13 protein-coding genes are annotated in these 20934 nt (G+C 51.6%); 12 read left to right on the top strand and 1 reads right to left on the bottom strand.

Annotation, left to right across the window (positions count from 1 at the left end; translation table 11 throughout):
* The first annotated feature begins 133 nt into the window (after positions 1–133).
* From AC0YN0_RS26860 to AC0YN0_RS26815, 10 genes are all read left to right on the top strand, one after another.
* Positions 134–3040, top strand: a complete 2907-nt coding sequence (locus AC0YN0_RS26860; RefSeq protein WP_475824138.1) for an extracellular solute-binding protein — start codon at positions 134–136, stop codon at positions 3038–3040.
* A gap of 45 nt (positions 3041–3085) precedes the next feature.
* Positions 3086–4018 (top strand): carbohydrate ABC transporter permease, encoded by a 933-nt coding sequence (locus AC0YN0_RS26855; RefSeq protein ID WP_475824137.1) that lies wholly within the window; start codon positions 3086–3088, stop codon positions 4016–4018.
* A 5-nt stretch (positions 4019–4023) separates the two neighbouring features.
* Positions 4024–4887: a carbohydrate ABC transporter permease gene (locus tag AC0YN0_RS26850; protein ID WP_475824030.1), complete on the top strand. Its 864-nt coding sequence runs from the start codon at positions 4024–4026 to the stop codon at positions 4885–4887.
* Positions 4888–4907: 20 nt separating this feature from the next.
* On the top strand, positions 4908–6356 hold the full coding sequence (locus AC0YN0_RS26845; protein WP_475824029.1) for a gluconolactonase: 1449 nt from the start codon (positions 4908–4910) through the stop codon (positions 6354–6356).
* A complete protein-coding gene (locus tag AC0YN0_RS26840) occupies positions 6334–6957 on the top strand; it encodes a YIP1 family protein (protein ID WP_475824028.1) in 624 nt (207 codons plus the stop codon). Before AC0YN0_RS26845 ends, AC0YN0_RS26840 begins: the two co-directional genes overlap by 23 nt.
* Before the next feature lie 19 nt (positions 6958–6976).
* The gene (locus tag AC0YN0_RS26835; protein ID WP_475824027.1) at positions 6977–9568 is read left to right on the top strand and encodes a DUF5696 domain-containing protein; all 2592 of its coding nucleotides are present in this window, start codon (positions 6977–6979) and stop codon (positions 9566–9568) included.
* Positions 9565–10464, top strand: a complete 900-nt coding sequence (locus AC0YN0_RS26830) for a carbohydrate ABC transporter permease (RefSeq protein ID WP_337104411.1) — start codon at positions 9565–9567, stop codon at positions 10462–10464. The genes AC0YN0_RS26835 and AC0YN0_RS26830 overlap by 4 nt, the downstream gene beginning before the upstream one ends.
* A gap of 59 nt (positions 10465–10523) precedes the next feature.
* A complete protein-coding gene (locus AC0YN0_RS26825) occupies positions 10524–11540 on the top strand; it encodes a carbohydrate ABC transporter permease (protein WP_442050675.1) in 1017 nt (338 codons plus the stop codon).
* Between the two features lie 9 nt (positions 11541–11549).
* Positions 11550–14246: a glycoside hydrolase gene (locus AC0YN0_RS26820; RefSeq protein ID WP_475824026.1), complete on the top strand. Its 2697-nt coding sequence runs from the start codon at positions 11550–11552 to the stop codon at positions 14244–14246.
* 179 nt (positions 14247–14425) lie between these two features.
* A complete protein-coding gene (locus AC0YN0_RS26815) occupies positions 14426–18382 on the top strand; it encodes a discoidin domain-containing protein (protein WP_475824025.1) in 3957 nt (1318 codons plus the stop codon).
* 54 nt (positions 18383–18436) lie between these two features.
* Here AC0YN0_RS26815 and AC0YN0_RS26810 read toward each other — a convergent pair whose 3' ends face one another.
* Positions 18437–18655: a hypothetical protein gene (locus AC0YN0_RS26810; protein ID WP_475824024.1), complete on the bottom strand. Its 219-nt coding sequence runs from the start codon at positions 18653–18655 to the stop codon at positions 18437–18439.
* Positions 18656–19000: 345 nt separating this feature from the next.
* Between AC0YN0_RS26810 and AC0YN0_RS26805 the strand changes: the two genes are divergently transcribed.
* Together AC0YN0_RS26805 and AC0YN0_RS26800 are read left to right on the top strand one after the other, a co-directional pair.
* On the top strand, positions 19001–19957 hold the full coding sequence (locus tag AC0YN0_RS26805) for an ABC transporter permease (RefSeq protein ID WP_475824023.1): 957 nt from the start codon (positions 19001–19003) through the stop codon (positions 19955–19957).
* Between the two features lie 10 nt (positions 19958–19967).
* Complete coding sequence (locus AC0YN0_RS26800; RefSeq protein WP_475824022.1) at positions 19968–20861, top strand: carbohydrate ABC transporter permease; 894 nt, start codon at positions 19968–19970, stop codon at positions 20859–20861.
* The last annotated feature ends 73 nt before the right edge of the window (positions 20862–20934 follow it).

Genomic DNA, 20934 nt, shown 5'->3' with positions numbered 1-20934 from the left:
AAAGCAACACTTATAGGTCAACAAGCAGACTGCCCGGTCTTCCGACTCTTGGAAGGCCGGGCGGTGCTCACAAAAACAAGATTCCGCTAGTTTGCGAAAAGGAGGGAATGAGGTGAAATTCGCCTTTTCCAGAATGACCGTCGCTTGGCTGATTATCATCGCTATGCTGCTCTCGATATTGGTTATCCCCCCTATATCTCAGTCCGATGCGGCCGGTGCGGGGGCTGCGACAAATACAGAAGCCGATGCAAAGAGCGATCAGAACTCCTTGACGAACGCATCTGAGAACAGCTACGACGTTTATTTGCAGCAATACAAGGATGAAGAGCAGCCCGATGAGGAGATCGTGATTCGTGGGGCGGATTATACAGCCGCTCAAGATATGACCCCCGAAATCGTAGGCGAGCTGGGCGGAGAAACAGGCGACTTCGTGAAGACAGGAGAGAGCGGCTCGATCGAGTGGGAGCTCGAGGTGCCGACATCCGGCTTATATCATATCGCTATGAACTATTTTCCGATCGAAGGCAAAAGCTCCACCATTGAAAGAGAGCTGCTGATTGACGGCAAGCTGCCGTTCGCAAGCGCTAGAAACTTGACTTTCCATCGTGTATGGAAAAACGAGAGCGAAGAAATCACGCAAGATAACAGGGGCAACGAGCTGAGGCCGCGCCAGGTCGAATCGCCAATGTGGCAGCAGTCGCTGTTCAGAGATACAGATGGGTATTTCGAAGACCCGTACGTTTTTTATTTTACAGCTGGTAAGCATACGTTGACGCTAGTATCTTCGCGAGAGCCTATGGCCATCGACTATATAAAGCTGTTTCACTACGATGCGCCTTCCGCATACGAAGAGGTGAAGGCCGGTTATGAGTCAATGGGTTATAAAGAGGCAAGCGGACAGTTAATCAAGGTTCAGGGCGAAAACGCATCTTACAAATCATCGCCGACATTGTATCCGATTACCGACCGCTCCAGTCCATCAACGGAGCCGTATGACGTATCGAAGGTCAGAATGAATACGGTCGGCGGCAACAACTGGCGGATACCGGGCCAATGGATCGCTTGGGAAGTCGAGGCGCCGGAGGACGGATTATACCGGATTGCGATCAAGAACAGACAAGAATTGCTGCGGGGCATTTATTCTACACGCTCGCTCTGGATTGACGGGGAAATTCCGTTTAAGGAAATGGCGCAAATTCCGTTTTATTACGACTCGGATTGGCAGATGAATGTACTTGGCAACGAGGAAGAGCCCTATCTCTTCTATATGACGAAAGGCAAACACGAGCTGAAGCTTGAGGTCAGCCTCGGGTCAATCGCGCCGCTGATTCGCCAAGTAGAAGCAAGCGTGCTCGATATTAATGCTATGTATCGAAAAATCTTGATGATTACCGGTAACGTTCCAGATCCTTATCGGGATTATCAATTAGATAAACAAATTCCCGACATGGTAGACGTGTTCAAAAAGCAAAGCGACATCTTGTATTCCGTTTCGGAAGAACTGGTTCGCTTGACGGGCGAGAAAAGCGACAAAACCGCTGTCTTGAACAAAACCGCTTATCAGCTGGCCGACTTGGCCAAGAAACCGGAATCGGTTCAGAAGCGGTTAGGTCAATTCAAGATCAATGTCGGCAGCGTCGGCGCCTGGATCCTGCAGGTTAGAGAGCAGCCGCTTGAGATTGATTACCTGCTTCTTGCTTCGCCTGATAAGAAGCTGCCTAAAGCAGGTGCTTCCTTCGGCAGGAAGATGGTTCACGAGGTATCGTCCTTCTTCCATTCGTTCTTCGAAAATTACGATACGATCGGCAACACGACGGAAGACGGGGAGTCCATCACCGTATGGATCGGGACAGGGCGCGATCAGGCGCAAGTGCTGAAAGCGATGATCGACGATACGTTCACTCCGCAGACCGGCATCGGCGTTAATCTGAAGCTGGTCAATCAGGATGTGTTGCTCCGCGCTTCGCTCGCCGGGGAAGGTCCCGATGTGGCGATGCAGGTCGGTAATGACGTGCCGATGAACTTCGGTATGCGGAATGCGGCCGAGGATTTGTCGAAATATCCTGACTATGAGACGGTCGTGAAGCAGTTCAGAGACAGCGCGCTCGTTCCGTACAAGTCCGGAAGCCAAGTATTCGCTCTGCCTGAACAGCAAATTTTCAATATGCTCTTCTACCGGAAGGATATATTGGAGGAGTTGAATATAGAGCCGCCGCAGACGTGGGAAGAGGTATATGCGATGATCCCAGTTCTGCAGAAGAACCATATGGATTTCGCGCTTCCGATTGCCCAATCGACGGGCGTTCCCGTCTTGGAAGCGAACCGTGCGTTCGCGATGCTGTTGTACCAAATGGACGGATCGTTCTACTTGAACGACGGATCGAAGAGCGGTCTGGCCACAGACGTAGGGCTTAGCGCATTCAAGAAGTGGACCGACTTCTATACGAGCTACAAGCTTCCGCTCATCTTCGATTTTCCAATGCGGTTCCGAACAGGCGAGATGCCGGTCGGCATTCAAGACTATACGTTCTACAACTACTTGACCGTATCCGCACCGGAAATCAAAGGCTTATGGGAATTCATTCCGGTTCCGGGCATGAAGCAGACGGACGGCACGATTCGCCGGGACGTCGCCAGCGGCGGAACAGCCGCCATCATGCTGAAGCAGGCCAAGGATAAGGATGCGGCATGGGAGTTCATGAAGTGGTGGGTAAGCAAGGACTCGCAAGTACGGTTCGGAAGAGAGATGGAAGGGCTGATGGGCGCTGCGGCGCGTTATCCGACAGCCAATATGGAAGCGCTCAAGGAGCTGCCATGGCCGGCGCGGGATTATCGCAATCTCGAAGAGCAATGGCAATGGGTGCAAGGCGTGCCGGAGGTGCCGGGCGGATATTTCACGGGAAGACATCTCGACAACGCGCTTCGTGAAGTTATCAATAACGGTACGAATACGGCCGATGCGTTATACGACTATGTGCAGGAAATCGACTATGAGATCGCGGAGAAACGAGCCGAGTTCAAGTTGGACGGGAAGGACTAGGAGGGACTCTTTTTGCAAAAAACAAAAATCGCAACCGAGACGATCATGCAGCCGAAGGGAAGCTCTGCCGGCTTGCAAGGAAAATGGGAGCTGTTCACGAAGGACGTGAAGCGGGATAAGCACTTGTACGTCCTGCTGGCTCCATATGTGGTGCTGTTCCTGATGTTTACCGTGCTCCCGGTCGCTATTTCGATTTTCTTCAGCTTTACGAATTTCAATATGCTGGAGGCTCCGCAATGGGTCGGCTGGGAGAACTATTCCAAGCTGCTATGGAACGATGATGTGTTCCTGATCGGTCTCAAAAATACAATGATCTTCGCCGTCATTACCGGCCCGGTCAGCTATATTGCCTGCTTCGTCTTTGCTTGGCTCATTAATGAGCTTAATTCAAAGGTGAGAGCCATCATGACGCTCGTGTTCTTTGCGCCATCGATATCGGGCAACGTTTTCTTTATCTGGCAAATTATTTTTTCCGGCGATTCATACGGCATAATGAACGGATTGCTGATGAAGATCGGCATCATCTACGAGCCGATCCTTTGGCTGCAAAATCCGAAATACATGCTCGCGATCATTATCGTCGTCCAATTATGGCTCAGTCTGGGCACCAGCTTCCTGGCGTTCATCGCCGGCTTGCAGACGGTTGACCGTACGCTGTATGAGGCGGGAGCGGTGGACGGCGTGAGAAACCGTTGGCAGGAGCTTTGGTTTATTACCCTTCCTTCGATGCGGCCTCAGCTCATGTTCGGTGCCGTCATCCAAATTACATCCTCCCTTGCAGTTGCGGATGTCGCAATGGCACTGGCGGGCTTCCCGAGCGTGCAGTACGGCGCTCATACGGTCGTTACTCACTTGGTGGATTACGGCACGATTCGGTTCGAGATGGGTTATGCATCAGCCATTGCGACCGTTCTGTTCGTTCTCATGCTGGGCTCCAATCTGGCCGTTCAAAAGTTGCTGAAGAGGGTGGGGGAATAGGCAAGATGAAGCTAGCTATAGGTCTCAAGAAAAAAGTGAACCGCTCCTGGCAGGTGGATGTCCTGCTGTTCCTGCTGCTTGCCGCGTTCGGCGCCTTTATGGCGGTTCCGTTGATTTACGTCATTAACAATGCGCTCAAGCCGCTCGATGAGCTGTTCGTATTCCCGCCAACGCTGTTCGTGAGGAATGCGACGTTCGATAACTTTACGGATTTGTTCCAAGTTATGAAGAGCTCTTGGGTTCCGTTCTCTAGATATATCTTTAATACGTTCTTTATTACGGCGGCAGGCACCGCGGGCCATATTTTGCTCGCTTCGGCGGCGGCATACCCGCTGGCCAAGCACAAATTTCGCGGCCACAAAATATTGTTCACCGTCATTGTTCTTTCGCTCATGTTCTCACCGCATGTAACGGCCATTCCGAACTATATGATCATGTCCGTCCTCGGATGGATCGATTCGTATCAGGCCATCATCATTCCGGCATTCGCTTATCCGCTCGGCCTGTATTTAATGAAGCAATTCATGGAGCAAATACCGGACGCGCTGCTGGAAGCCGCGAAGATCGACGGCGCCAGCGAATACCGTATTTTCTGGCAAGTCGTCATGCCGCTCGTCAAGCCAGCCTGGCTGACGCTGCTTATCCTCATGATGCAGATGCTGTGGGGAACGGATGGAGGCAGCTTTATTTACAGCGAGCAGCTTAAGACGATGCATTACGCCATGGGGCAGATCGTTCAGGGCGGTATTGCCCGCGCAGGGGTAGGTGCCGCAGTAGCAGTTATTATGATGACGGTGCCAATCGTAACGTTTGTATTGTCTCAGAGCAATGTAATTCAAACGATGGCAACGTCCGGCATGAAGGACTAAAGCGATGGAGGCGTATAGGTTTGATAATAAAGCGATCGATTCTGATCCTGGCGGCTGTGATGATCGTTGCCTTGCTAAGTCCGAAGTCGGCTCACGCATCGCCGTATGAGGGATATGTATATTCGTACTGGGGAGACGCCGTTAAATCGCCAATCGCTTATCTTCCTTCCAGGACGATAACGGGACAGGAAATGGGCATTGGACCGCTCGCGACACCGACCGATATGTTCGCGGCTGCTGACGGCAATCTGTATATATTGGATTCCGGCAACGGGCGAGTTGTGGTGCTTAACAGCGAGTGGAAGGCGATCCGCCAATATCAAGGCTTCGACAATAAGGGCAAGCAGGACACCTTCAATAAACCGGAGGGCATCTTCGTTACCGAGGCAGGTCAGATTTACGTAGCAGATACCGAGAACAGGCGCGTTGTTGTGCTCGACGAAAGCGGAGCGCTCATCAGAGAAATCGGGGCTCCGAAGTCCGAGGTGCTTAGCGACAAGTTCGAATACATTCCGCGCAAGGTCATCGTCGATAAAGCCGGCCGTATCTACGTTGTCGCTAGAGGCGTCTTCGACGGCATTATCGAATTCGACAGCGAAGGCGACTTTACCGGATTTATAGGCACGAACCCCGTGCAATTCGATCCGGTCGATTTATTCTGGAAGACGGTATCGACCAAAGAGCAGCGGGAAAAAATGATCCGGTTCGTTCCGATTGAATTCAACAATGTGGACGTGGATGGGGACGGATTTATATTTACAACGACGGCTGACAAGCAAACCGCGGTTCCTGTCAAAAGGCTGAATCCGTCCGGCATCGATGTGCTGCGTATTAACGGAGATTGGGGACCGGTCGGCGACTTGACGAGAAATCCATCGGCTTTCATCGATATCGATGTCAGCGGCAATGGGGTGTATCGGACGCTTGATTCGACTCGTGGACGAATCTTCACGTATAACGAAGACGGAAGTCTCTTGTATGTAGTCGGTCAGGTCGGCAATCAGCGCGGCACTTTCAAAACCCCGATCGCGATTGAAAGCTTTGGCAATCGGATCTTTGCTTTAGATCGCGATCTAGGCATGATTACCGAATTTACGGCGACCAAATTCGGAAGCCTGGTCAATGAAGCGAACGGATTATACAGTGCAGGCAAGCACGACGATGCCGCTAAGATATGGGAACAAGTGCTTAGGCTGGATGCGAATTACGAAATGGCTTATGTCGGAATCGGCAAGTCGATGCTGCGCCGGGGCGAATACAAGCAAGCGATGACTTATCTGAAGTTAGGCAACGACAGAGAATATTATTCCAAAGCGTTAACGAAGTACCGCAGAGAATATATGCGCGAGAACTTCGGAACTTACATGACGATTCTAATCGCGTTCATAGTAGTCGTAGTGGCCATTCGCCGAGGACTGAGGTCAAGAAGAGGGGGCATGAAACAGAATGCAGTTTCTCAAGGACATTAAATATTCGCTGCATGTTGCTTTTCATCCCTTTGACGGTTTCTGGGATCTGAAGTACGAGAACAGAGGGAAGCTTAGAGTCGCGCTTGCCATCTTGCTCGGCGTGACGGTGATGATGATATTGAAACGCCAGTATTCCGGCTACGTCGTCAACTTTAATTATCCGCTCGATCTGAACAGTATTAACGAGTTGAAATACATTGTGTTCCCGTTTCTGCTTTGGTGCATCGCGAACTGGTCGTTAACGACGCTAATGGACGGGGAAGGGAAGTTCAAAGAAATCGTCATTGCCACAGGTTATGCGATGCTCCCTTTGATTCTGCTCTATCTGCCCAATCTATTGCTCAGCAATGTCATTACGCTGCGCGAGGCTTCCTTCTATTATTTATTGGAATCCGTGGCTACGCTATGGTTTGTTTGGCTGATGTTTATCGGAACGATGACGGTTCATCAGTATACGGTTATGAAGACGATTATGACCATGCTGTTAACGATCGTTGTCATGGGCGTCATCATCTTCTTGGGACTGCTGTTCTTCAGTCTCATCCAACAAATTGTTGGTTTTGTGTACACGATCTATCAGGAACTTTCATTGCGAGCATAAGGAGAAAGGGGGTCTGGCGGTGAAACGGAGGCTTGCGAGCATCATGTCGGCAGTCATAATCGGCTGCTTGCTTATATCCCAAGGCACCAACTTCGCAGAACCTGCATCCGAAGAGTTGTCGGATTCAGAGGCGGGGGCATCTGCCGTATCCGAGTCCGCGTCTGGCAACAAGCCTGAGACCGAGGTTACGGCTGCGAGCGTCGATCCGAGCAAGGCGGCGAGTATAGCCGAAGGTATGGAGCAGGTTGCTGAAAACGAATTTTTGATCTTATACGTCAATAACGCAACGACGGAAATAGCGGTACAGGATAAGCGCAGCGGGACGATCTGGTATTCCAATCCGCAAGATCGCGCAGAAGATTCCATAGCTACCGGCTATAACAAAGAGAAGCTGAACGTACAGGTCGAGATCTCTTATTTGGACAATGCGGGAAATTCGTTGAAGTATGACAATTACACGCATAGCGTACAGAATGGCCAATATGTCATCGAGAAGGTAGAGGGCGGCTTGAACATCTCTTACACGCTAGGGGAAGTGAAAAGCGATATCGACGCGATTCCTAAGTATATTAGCGAAGAAAGATTTCAAACGCTTATCCTGGATAAGATCGAGGATGACGGAGACAAACGGGAAGTTGAGAAGCGGTTCAAGCATAACGAAGACGAGAAACGTTACGAAAGAAGGGACTCCTCCCTTAAGGGAGTCGGACTTAAGAAAGTAACGGATGTATTCGCCAAAATCGGATATGACGCGGAGCAGATCGCGATCGATAACGCTGCTTCCGGCGAAGCGGCTGCAGGCGACCTTAATGTGAAGCTCCCTCTCCAATATCGGCTTGACGGAGATCAACTGAAGGTGACGGTCGATGCGGAGGGTGTCGAGTATCCGGAATCGATGAAGATTGAAAGACTGTCGCTGCTGCCGTTCTTTGGCGCGAGCGGGGTCAATGATGTAGGTTATACGCTCGTTCCGGACGGTTCGGGTTCGCTCATCTACTTCAATAATGAAAAAACGTATGCAGCTCCATACCGTGTAGATCTATACGGGACAGATGCGACGATTTATCAGCCGATCAAAATCCAAAATGATGAAGCTGCGCGATTGCCTGTATTCGGGATGAAATACGAGGACCGGGCTTTTGTCGGCATCATTGAAGAGGGCGATGCGGTCGGCGCCGTCGAGGCCGACGTAAGCGGCAGGCTGAACGTCTACAACACGGTATCCCCGAGCTTTACGCTCCGCAATATTGCGGAGGTTACGCTGACGAACGGGTGGCGCTCCAGTACGGTGAAGAAGTTCCAAGCGGAGCCTTTCGAGGGCGACATTACCGTTCGCTACGGATTTCTCGGCGCCGAAGACGCCAGCTACTCCGGCATGGCTAAGCATTACCGCGATTACTTAATCAAGCAGGCGGGTATAACCAAGCTGAGCGATGAAGAAGGCGTTCCGTTCTATGCCGAGTTTATCGGCGGCATACCGAAAAAGAAGTTTTTCCTGGGCATTCCTTATAGCGCCTATGAACCGTTGACGACCTTCAATCAGGCTGAATCCGTATTGGCTGAGATGCTGGATAAGGGAATCGGCAATATTAAGCTGCGTTATACTGGCTGGTTCAACGGCGGTATCAACCATGACCTCCCGAAATCCATTAGCGTCGACAAGAAGCTTGGCGGCGGCAAAGGCTTGAAGGAACTGAAGGCTTATACCGATGAGAATCACATCTCGCTGTTCCCGGACGTAACCTTCCTTGAAGCGACTCGGAACGCGGACGATTTCAAGAAGTCGAAACAAGCTTCCCGCTTTATTACGGGTAAGCTGGCGAAGGTTTATCCGTATTATCCGGCCAACTTCGGCGAGAACGACTATCTGGACCCTGGCTATGTAATCAGTCCGAAGGCGCTGCCGAATATGGTAGACGGATTCATGGACGATTACGAGAAGCTTAAGCTCACCGGATTGTCGCTGCGCGATATGGGGAACAAGTTGAATTCCGATTACAATCGTTCCAATGTCATCGATCGCGAAGAAGCGAAAGGAATTGTGAATGAACAGTTGAAGCAAATAAGCGGCTCCGTCGAGGAACTATTGGTGGAAGGCGGTAATGCCTATGCGGCTATCTATGCGCGGCATATCGTGGGTGCGCCGATGACAAGCAGCCAATTTATTATTACCGATGAAACGGTTCCTTTCTTCCAGCTGGTATTCCACGGTTACGTTAATTACGCCGGAGAAGCCTGGAACATGGCAGACGAGCAGGATTCGACGCACAACTTCCTGAAGGCGCTCGAAACGGGCTCCTCTTTAAACTATACGTGGTTTAATGCCGATTCATCGGCGATTAAGATGACGGAATTCGCTGATTTGTACTCCGCGGATTACCGGCTATGGATCGAAGATGCGGCACAAAAATACCGCGAACTGAACGAGGTTCTCCAAGATGTGCAGTCCCAAACGATTATTGATCATCGGATGCTGGCGAAAGGCGTCTATCAAACGACGTTCGAGAAAGGCAAAACGGTTATCGTCAACTATAACGATACGGAATCGAATGTGGACGGAATTACAGTGGGGGCAAAGGATTACCTAGTTGGAGGTGAAACGGGACAATGAAGCTTAAGAAGCTGTCGCTGGAACAGAAAAACAGATATTACGGATTGTACTTCATCCTTCCTTGGTTTGTAGGCTTCTTGTTCCTGTTCATGATTCCGCTGCTGTCCTCGCTCCGATACAGCTTAAGCAATCTGCAGGTTACGGATGAGGGCTTCAGCCTGGATTTTATCGGCTTCGATAACTACCGCGAAGCATTGCTGTCGCATGAATCGTATGTCCGGATATTGACGGAATCCGTCATCAATATTGGCGTTAATACGCCGCTTATTATTATTTTTAGTTTGTTTTTTGCGGTACTTCTTAATCAGAAGTTTAGAGGGCGTGTGTTAGCGCGGGCGATCTTCTTCCTACCGGTTATTCTGGCATCGGGTATAATCGCCAGCATCGAGAACGGGGATTTGATGCAGTCCGTCGTTAAAAGCGCGAATGATACGACAGGCGGCGATTTATCTGTAATGGATAATCTGCAGCTCACGGTCATGCTCGTCCAATCCGGGATCGATATCAGGTTTGTCGAATACCTGACCGGCGCTGTAAGCCGAATCTATGAGATTGTTAGTCAATCCGGCGTGCAAATATTAATATTCCTGGCCGGGCTCCAGTCGATATCTCCCTCCTTGTATGAGGCTGCCAAGATCGAAGGCTCGACCGGCTACGAGGCGTTCTGGAAAATTACTTTTCCAATGATCAGCCCGCTAATATTAACCAATCTGGTCTATACGATCATCGACAGCTTCATTAGCGATGAAACGAGCCGTTTAGTCGTAGATACGGCATTCAAAAGCTTCGATTTCGGCCTCAGCGCCGCGATGGCTTGGATGTATTTTGCCGTTATTGCGCTTGTGCTGTGGATTACGACGTCGATTGTATCGCGCAAGGTCTTTTACCAAGATTAGTTGTTTAGCTACTGCTTACGAAGCTGTGTTTGCTTCGCAAACACTTAAGGAGGCATTCCATGAAGACGGAAACCGCAGTACATGGGCGGCAGGCGAGAGAAGAGCGGCTGCAACGGATGGCGACCGCTGCCTATTGGGTGGAATTCGCCAAGAAATGGTTATGGGTTATCATTCGTTTCGTGCTCATTTTCGGCATAGCGTTCGTCATCGTTTATCCGATTCTGCTCAAGCTGTCGATTGCATTCAAGAGCATGGACGATCTATACGATTCTACCGTCATTTGGGTGCCCAAAGCGTTTACGCTCGATAACTTCAAGCTGGTGTTCACGGCGATGAACTATCCGAAGGTTTTGACCAATACGTTCATGCTCTCTGCCGGAGTTATGATTCTGCAGACGATAACCTGCGTACTGGCCGGATATGGCTTCGCGCGAATCAAGTTCAGAGGGAGCGGTTTATTGTTTGGGGCCGTTATTTTTACGATACTAGTGCCATCGCATACGATTATGATTCCGCTCTACTTGAACTTCAAAAACTTTGATCTATTCGGATTGATCGAGCTGATAAAGGGCAAGCCAGCCAATCTCATTAATACTTACTGGCCGTTTATTATTTCTGCCGTACTCGGCATGGGCGTGAAGACAGGCTTGTACGTTTATATTTTCCGCCAGTTTTTCAGAGGCATTCCGCGAGAAATTGAAGAAGCCGCTTATGTGGACGGCGCTGGCTACTTCTCGACCTTCAGCAGAGTTATTCTGCCTAATGCCATCCCTTCGATGATAACGGTTATGCTGTTCTCCTTCGTATGGCAATGGAATGACTCCTTCTTCACGAACATGTATTTGAATGAACCGAAGGTCATGTCTTCGATGATGTCGTCCTCCGGTTATGCCATTGCCACTTTCCTAAGCGGAGGCGAGCAGGCGGCAACGGCATCTTACGTACAGGATCCGTTCTTCATGTCGATGATGATGAACACGAGCGTCTTGATGGCCATTCTACCGCTTATTATCTTATATGTGTTCGTGCAGAGGCACTTTGTAGAGAGCGTCGAACGCTCAGGTTTAGTAGGTTAGGAGAGGCGGATGAAGAGAAAATTGATAGTCATCACACTGGTTGCCTTTACCTCGGTTCTCGGCTTATATTTCGGACTAACATCAGGAGGGGCGGGCAATTCTGACAGCACCAATAACTCTAGCGATGTAAAAGAGACAGAGGCGCCTGTCGTCGTGCAGCCGGCGCCTACTCCAGACGTTAGCGCAGTCATCGACGGCTCGGTCCGTTACCAAACGATCGATAACTTCGGCGCATCCGATGCGTGGTCGATGGAGCCTCTAGGCAAGCACTGGACCGAAGAGAATAAAAACCAAGTGGCAGACCTGTTGTTTTCGCGCGAGAAAGGGATCGGGCTGTCGGCATGGCGGTTCAACATCGGGGCAGGCTCGAGTGAAACGGATCAATCGATTATTCCCGATCCATGGCGGCGTTCGGAAGCGTTCAAGTCATCGGAGACCGGCGATTACGATTGGACCAAGCAAGCGGGCCAGCAATGGTTTCTGCAGGCGGCCAAGGATCGCGGCGTCAATACGTTGATCGCATTCGCGAACAGTCCGCCGGTTTGGATGACGAAGAACGGTCACGCGCAGCCGGATCCGGATGTCGGCTCGACCAATCTGAGAGAAGGCTACGAGGATAAATTCGCGACGTACCTCGTTGATGTATTGGAGCATTTCAAGCAAGAAGGGCTAGAGTTCCAATATATTAGTCCGATTAACGAGCCGACCTGGGATTGGAACCGCGCACAGCAGGAAGGGAACCGTTATAACAACGAGGATCTGAAGCGCGTCATTCTTGAATTGCACAAGCAACTGAAGGAAAGCGGCCTTGATTCGCAGATTAGCGCTCCGGATGGCGTGGAAGTGACATCGCTATTGGACGACGAGTATTACCAAATGTTCGCCGGCGGCGGGCAATATTCGAGCGGGGCCAATAACCTCGGAACCGGCGAATACAAGGAGTATATCAAGGAATTGCTCGGCGATCCGGAATTGAAGGAAGCGGTAGGCAACAAGATCGCCTCGCATTCCTATTGGTCGGATTACTACAAGCCGGGAGACGACCGGCTTAGCCGGCTCAGAGAGTTGCTCGACGAGAACTTGAAGAAATACGATCCGTTGGCTAAATACTGGATGACGGAGTATTGCATTCTAGGCGATTACGGTCCCGGCCGCGATCTCGGCATCGATCCTGCCTTGTATGTAGCGAGAGTCATTCATTTCGACTTGACGAAAGCGAATGCGGCCGCATGGCAGTGGTGGACGGCGGTATCCAAGGTCGATTACAAGGACGGCTTGATCTATACTGACTTCAACAGTGAAGGTGACGAGCAGAACATTCTGACCTCGAAGCTGCTGTGGGCGCTCGGCAACTACAGCAAGTTCATCCGCCCCGGCGCGGAGCGTATTGCGCTTACAGGGCTGGACGAGGGGGCGGAGAGCGAGCTGCTCGGCTCGGCTTACGTCCATGAAGGCGAACAGACGGTAACGGCTGTATTCGTCAACAACAGCAATGAAGATAAGCGCGTCCAGCTTTCACTCAAAGGATTGGATAAGTTCTCTTCCCTTAAGGCGCTGGAGTCGTATATCACATCGGCCGGCAGCGATCTTGCAAGAGGCGAGGATGTCGCGGTACGTGACGATCAAACCTTCGAAGCGATCATTCCTGCGAAATCCATCGTCACTTTAACGGGGGAAGCAGCGACAGACGGTTCGGTTGGTGCAGACGATGATAAGGAAAGTGAAGTGACAACGGAAATGAATGCATCTGGCGGTTCTAACAAGGAAGATTATGCAGGCTACCTCTTCTCTTACTTTACGGGAGAAGGGGCACCGGATGGCGAGCAAGTGTACTTGGCGCTAAGCGTTGGGAATGATCCGCTGCACTGGAAAGAACTGAATGGCGGGAAGCCTGTGCTTACGTCAACGATGGGGGAGAAAGGGGTTCGAGATCCCTTTCTGATCCGTTCGCCCAAAGGCGACAAGTTCTACATGATTGCCACCGATCTGAAGATCAATGGCGATTGGAACTGGGATCGGGCGCAAAGAGCGGGCAGCCGATCTCTCATCGTATGGGAATCGGACGATCTTGTGACGTGGTCCGAACCGAGAATGGCCGAGGTGTCGCCGCCAGAGGCGGGCAACACATGGGCTCCCGAAGCGTTCTATGATGAAGCGAGTGGAGAGTATGTCGTCTTCTGGGCTTCCAAACTATTCGCGGATGAAACCCATACCGGCGACGGGTATCAGAAGATGATGTATAGCACGACCCGCGATTTCCGCGAGTTTTCGGAACCGAAGGTGTACATGGATTTCGGTTATTCCATTATCGACACGACGATGATCGCCCATAATGGCAAGATTTATCGGTTTACGAAGGACGAAAGAGACAGCGGGCCGTTATCTCTTTTCGGTAAAATGGTGTTTCAGGATGTGCTGGAAGGCTCTGTATTCGATAGCAAGCCACGAACAATCAAAGAAGGCGTCGGCAGCTTGAAAGGCGTCGAAGGTCCGACCGTGTTCAAATCGAATACGGAGGACAAATGGTATTTGTTCGTCGACGAGTTTGGCTCCCGAGGATACGTGCCGCTAGAAACGACGGATCTCGATTCCGGTGAATGGACGGTCTCTACCGATTACGATCTGCCAAGCAGCCCTCGTCACGGAACGGTCATTCCGATAACGAAGTCGGAGTACGATGCGATTTATGCCAAATATTTTGGTTAATAGGTTCTAGAGCAGCTGTCTTACCGGAATTTCGGTAAGGCGGGTGCTCTTTTTAGTGATTCATGGAATCGCATACAGTTAGCGTAGAAATACATCTATTGGCTTGAAAGCGCTATCCCTATAATGAGGGGGTATGGAAGCTTTAGGGTTTCCATAACCGAATTTAAAGGAGGATGTTGATGCGCAACAAGTATGTCGTATGGGCACTGGTCGTCGCCCTGTTCTTGTCCAGCTTTTCCCTCACGCTCGGGCCGCTTGCTCCGGTGACGGCGGCGGGTGGACCGAACTTGACGCTGGGCAAAAGCGTGACGGCAAGCGGCCAATCGCAAACGTATGCACCGGACCATGTGAAGGACGGCAATCAAGGCACGTATTGGGAAAGCTCAAACCAAGCGTTCCCGCAATGGATTCAAGTCGATTTGGGGGCGAGTACAAGCATAGACCAAATCGTGCTGAAGCTTCCCGCGACATGGGAGACGCGTATGCAGACGCTGTCCGTCCAAGGAAGCACAGACGGATCATCGTTCTCGAACATCGTGGGGTTGGCGAGCTATACGTTCAACCCTTCCGTCGCAAGCAATTCAGTAACGGTTGGCTTCTCCGCGGCGAACACCCGTTACGTCAGGATCGTCGTAACGGCGAATACGGGCTGGCCGGCCGCACAGCTATCGGAATTCGAAATTTACGGCTCGGGCATTACGCCGTCGCCTACTCCGACCGTGTCGCCAACGCCGACGCCGATAAGCGGCACTTATCAAGCAGAGTCGGCCTCCTTGACGGCCGGTGCCAAAGTGAATACGGACCATGCCGGATACTCTGGATCCGGTTTTGTTGACGGTTACTGGACGCAAGGAGCTTCGACGACCTTTGCGGTAACGGCCGGCTCCGCGGTCAATCACAACGTAACGCTGAAGTATGCTAACGCTTCCGGCAGCTCGAAGACGCTCAGCATCTACGTCAACGGGACGAAAGTTCGCCAAACCTCGTTGCCGAACCTAGCGAACTGGGATACTTGGGGCAACAAAGAAGAAACGCTTTCGCTGAACGCTGGGAACAACACGATCGCGTACATATACGACGCGGGCGATACCGGCAACGTCAATCTGGACCAAATTACAGTGGCGGCGACAACCACGACGCCAACGCCAACGTCAACACCAACACCAACGCCAACACCAACACCAACACCAACACCAACACCAACACCAACACCAACACCAACACCAACACCAACACCAACACCAACACCAACACCAACACCAACACCAACACCAACACCAACGCCTACAGTTACGCCAACCTCTTCGCCAACTCCGACGCCTCCTGGCAGCAATATCGCCGTAGGCAAGCCAATCACGGCCTCATCAAGCGTATTTACTTATGTGGCGACCAACGCCAACGATAACAGCACCGATACCTATTGGGAGGGCAGCGGCAATCCAAGCACGTTGACGCTCGATCTCGGCACGAACCACAATCTGACATCGATCGTGCTGAAGCTGAACCCGGCTTCGGCATGGGCAACGCGCACGCAGACCATTCAAGTATTAGGCCACGACCAGGGCACGACCACTTTCAGCAATCTCGTGTCGTCCCAGGCGTATACGTTTAATCCGGCAACCGGCAATACGGTCACAATCCCGGTAACCGCAACCGTGAAGCGAGTCCAGCTTTCGATTACGGGCAACACCGGCGCGTCGGCCGGCCAAATCGCGGAGTTCCAAGTATTCGGAGCGCCTGGTCCAAATCCGGATCTGATCGTGACGAATATGTCTTGGACGCCATCTTCGCCGATCGAGACGAATGCCATCACGCTGAGCGCCACGGTCAAGAACAACGGCAACACCGGCTCTGCCGCGACGACGGTTAACTTCTACCTCGGCAACGAGCTGGCGGGTACGGCTCCGGTAGGCGCGCTGACGGCGGGATCGTCGGCGACGGTATCCTTTAACGCAGGCGTCAAAACAGCCGCAACGTACCCCGTCAGCGCCAAGGTGGACGAGAACAACGCGGTCATCGAACAGAACGAATCGAATAATGGCTATAGCAATCCGACCGCGCTCGTCGTCGCGCCGGTAGCGAGCTCCGACCTCGTAGGAACGGTATCTTGGACGCCTAACACGCCGGTCGTAGGCAACTCGGTCGCGTTCTCGGTCAATTTGAAAAACCAAGGCAACATCGCTTCCGCAGGCGGCGCGCATGCCATAACGCTTTCTTTGAAAAACGCTGCGGGCTCGACGCTGCAAACGTTCAACGGCTCGTACAACGGTTCTCTGGCAGCGGGCGCATCCGTTAACGTGAGCCTGCCGGGTTCATGGACGGCAACGAGCGGCGCCTATTCGGCTGCATTGGCGATTGCGGCCGACGGCAACGAATTGTCGGTGAAGCAAGCCAATAACAGCAGCTCGTCTAACTTGTCGGTTTATTCCGCGCGGGGAGCCAGCATGCCGTATACGCGCTATGACACCGACGATGCTTCCCGCGGCGGCGGCGCAGCGCTGCAGTCCGCACCGACGTTCGACCAAGCTCTGACGGCGTCGGAAGCTTCGGGACAAAAATACGTTTCCCTTCCTTCTAACGGCTCGTATGCGGAGTGGACGGTTAGACAAGGCGAAGGAGGAGCAGGCGTCACCATGCGGTTCACGATGCCGGACTCGGCAGACGGCATGGGGCTGAACGGCTCGCTCGACGTGTACGTGAACGGAGTCAAAGCGAAAACCGTTCCGCTCACTTCCTATTACAACTGGCAATATTTCTCCAGCGATCACCCGGCCGACGCGCCGGGCGGTGGACGTCCGCTCTTCCGCTTCGACGAAGTACATTGGAAGCTGGATACGCCGCTCGTGCCGGGCGACAAGATCCGCATTCAGAAGAGCGATGCCGACAGTCTTGAATACGGCGTCGACTTCCTGGAGATCGAACCCGTGCCGACTGCCATCGCCCGTCCTGCCGGCGCGGTCTCCGTAACGGATCACGGTGCCGTGGCGAACGACGGACAGGACGATCTGACAGCATTCAAAGCCGCGGTTACGGATGCCGTCACTTCCGGCAAAACGCTGTACATTCCGGAAGGCACGTTCCATCTGGGCAACATGTGGGAAATCGGTTCGGCCAGTAATATGATTAACGACATTACGATAGTGGGCGCAGGCATCTGGCATACGAACATCCAATTTACGAATCCAAATTCCTCGTCGGGCGGCATTTCGTTCCGCGTGCAGGGCAAGCTGGATTTCAGCAACATCTACATGAATTCGAAGCTTCGCTCGCGGTATGGACAGCAAGCGGTATATAAAGCGTTTATGGATAATTTTGGAACAAACTCCAAAGTGCACAATGTTTGGGTCGAGCACTTTGAATGCGGATTCTGGGTAGGGGATTACGCGCATACGCCGGCCATAATCGCAAGCGGGCTGCTCATCGAGAACAGCAGGATACGAAATAACCTCGCCGACGGCGTTAATTTCGCCCAAGGAACAAGCAATTCGACCGTTCGCAACAGCAGCCTGCGCAATAACGGAGACGATGCTCTGGCCGTATGGACCAGTAACGTTAACGGCGCTCCTGCAGGCGTTAATAACACCTTCTCCTACAACACGATCGAGAACAACTGGCGCGCGGCGGCCATCGCGTTCTTCGGCGGCAGCGGCCACAAGGCGACCCACAACATGATCATCGATACCGTCGGCGGTTCCGGCATCCGGATGAATACCGTATTCCCAGGCTACGACTTCCAAAATAATACGGGCATCCTATTCTCGGACACGACGATCATTAACAGCGGCACCAGCCAAGACCTGTATAATGGCGAACGCGGGGCAATTGACCTGGAAGCATCCAACAGCTCGATCAAGAACGTCACTTTCACGAACATCGACATTCTGAACACCCAGCGCAGCGCAATCCAGTTCGGGTATGGAGGAGGTTTTCAGAACATCGTATTCAACAACATTAACATTAACGGAACGGGACGGGACGGCGTTACGACGTCGCGCTTCTCGTCGCCGCACCCTGGCGCTGCCATCTATACGTACACGGGCAACGGTTCAGCCACGTTTAACAACTTGACGACGAGCAATATCGCGCATCCGAATCTGCATTTTATTCAGAACGGTTTCAATTTGACGTTTCAGTAATGGGTAAAAAAAGATCCCTCCAAGGTTCCTTGGAGGGATCTTTTTCGAAGTCTGCTAAGGCGTCGTCGTTGAATCGTCTTCCGCGTCCATTGGATCATCGGTCATGATGGGTTCATCGCCGGCGGGCGAATCGGTAATCACTCCGTTAGAATCGTCATCGTTCGTTCCATTGGCATTATTGTTGCATGCCGCTGCTGAAAATACGAGCATGACGCTTAGGGCAGACACGAGCATGAATTTGGATAGTTTGTTTAATTTGCTTTCGTTTGACATCGTTATTAATCCCCTCTCGGCTGGTGGTAGTGGTATTGCTTATTGAGTTGTTAAACGCCCAGTCGAAAGTTGAAACGAAATACCCGGTGAGAAATTTCTCATTTGAGGGGGTTGCCTTATTGGCGCCCCCTTTTTTGCCATGTAATCAACTCTATTCCGCCGATGCACCGAATTCGGATAAACCCAGCAGCAGCAACGGTTTCGGAATTTGGATAACAGTCGGAAATGTGTCTATTGTGCCTTCCGATGCCGTCACCGTATAGTGTGGTTAGTCGATCCGAGCAGGGCAAGCTTGCGAAGGGCGGATGTAACAACCGATGCTAGTCACAGGGAGAAGGGATGCACATGAATAGAGATTCAACGCAAAGCAACACTCCATTATTACATGCAGGCAAACGTCGTCGAATAGTAACAGGGGCGTGGAAGGATTACCAGCTATATTTATTACTCATTCTCCCCATCGCGTATTTTGTTTTATTTAAGTACGTTCCGATGTACGGGGCAGCGATCGCTTTTCAGGATTACAGCATTTTTAAAGGCGTAACGGGAAGCGCTTGGGTCGGATTCGAGAATTTCCAGCAGCTGTTCGGAATGAGCCAGTTCTATCAGGTTGTCCGAAATACGCTGCTGTTGAACTTGCTTGATTTATTGTTTTCATTTCCGGCACCGATCCTGCTCGCTATTCTACTGCATGAGCTAAGGGTCGTCTGGTTCAAAAAAGCGGCTCAAACGATCCTGTATCTGCCTCATTTTATTTCGTGGATCATTATCGGCGGTCTCGTGTACCAAATGTTCGCGACAAACGGCGGCCTTGTCAACAATCTTCTTGCCGCGATTGGGTTTGATCCGATTCCTTTTTTGACCGATAAAAACAATTGGCTGCTCGTATACCTCGGAACGGGCATCTGGCAAAGCGCCGGCTGGGGAACGATTATTTATTTAGCTGCGTTAACAGGCATTAACAAGGACTTGTATGAAGCGGCAGAGGTAGACGGGGCAGGCAGATTGAAAAAAATATGGCATATTACGCTGCCGGGTATCCGCTCAACGATCGTCGTTATGCTCATTATGCAGCTTGGCCATATTATGACAATAGGTTTCGAGCGTCCGTTCGTCATGAGCAATCCGCTCGTGATGGACTATGCGGAAGTAATAAGTACGTTCGTGTACAAGGTAGGTTTGCAATCGGCGCAGTTTTCGCTAGCTACGGCAATGGGCTTGTTCCAGGCATTAGTCGGACTGGTGTTCGTCGTCGGGGCGAATACGATTGCGAAGCGGTCCGGAGAACAAGGTCTATGGTAGGAGGTGCGGTATGAAAAGTGTCATTCAACAAAAACAGAAAGTATCCAAGTTGAGGCTCTCGGATGTCGTCATTATGTTGGTGGTCAGCGCGGCCTTGATCGTGTGCCTCTTGCCGTTCCTGCATATTATCGCGATATCGCTAAGCTCCAAACCTTTCGTGTTATCGGGTCAAGTGACGATTTTCCCTCGAGGCTGGGACTTCCATGCCTATGAGATTGTGTTCACCGATACGAGAATGTTATGGTCGATGGGGCTTACGATCGTCCTGACGGTAACGTATACAATCATCAGTATGTTGATGAGCATAAGCGCGGCGTATCCGCTGACGAAGGATCGACTGAAGGGAAAAGCGTTCTTCATGCTGCTCATCGTGTTCACGATGTTTTTCAGTGGGGGCTTGATTCCCGATTATTTGCTCGTAAAGGAGCTAGGGTTATTGGACAGCCTGCTCTCGCTCATCGTTCCGGGCATGATCAGCGCTTTTAACCTAATCATTCTGCGGACGTTCTTCTTATCGATTCCGGCCAGTCTGGAGGAGTCGGCGCAGCTTGACGGCTGCTCTCATATTGGAACGTTAATTCGCATCATCCTGCCGCTGTCGCTGCCGGTTATTGCGACGCTCAGCTTGTTCTATGCGGTTTCCCGGTGGAACGGATATATGGATGCGCTCTTCTACATTACGGACTCGGAATTGTATCCGATCCAACTGAAGCTGTACCAGATCGTCATGAACAGCATGGTAACGGACTTGACGGCTCAGGAGGGGGCGGCTCAGCTCGATGTTGTTCCGGAGGGGATCAAGGCGGCCAGCATCATGTTCGCTACGACGCCGATTCTAATCGTCTATCCGTGGCTGCAACGGTATTTTGTATCCGGCGTCATGATCGGTGCGGTTAAAGGCTAGACGATTCCATTAAGATCGGTTATCCCTCTGCCAGGGCAGAGCTGAATAACATAGAGCAATATCGAAACGATAC

The organism is Paenibacillus sp. J22P218 (genome assembly GCF_056269195.1).
The sequence above is the reverse complement of the archived record's forward strand: the minus strand, read 5'-3'. Positions and strand labels throughout refer to the sequence as shown.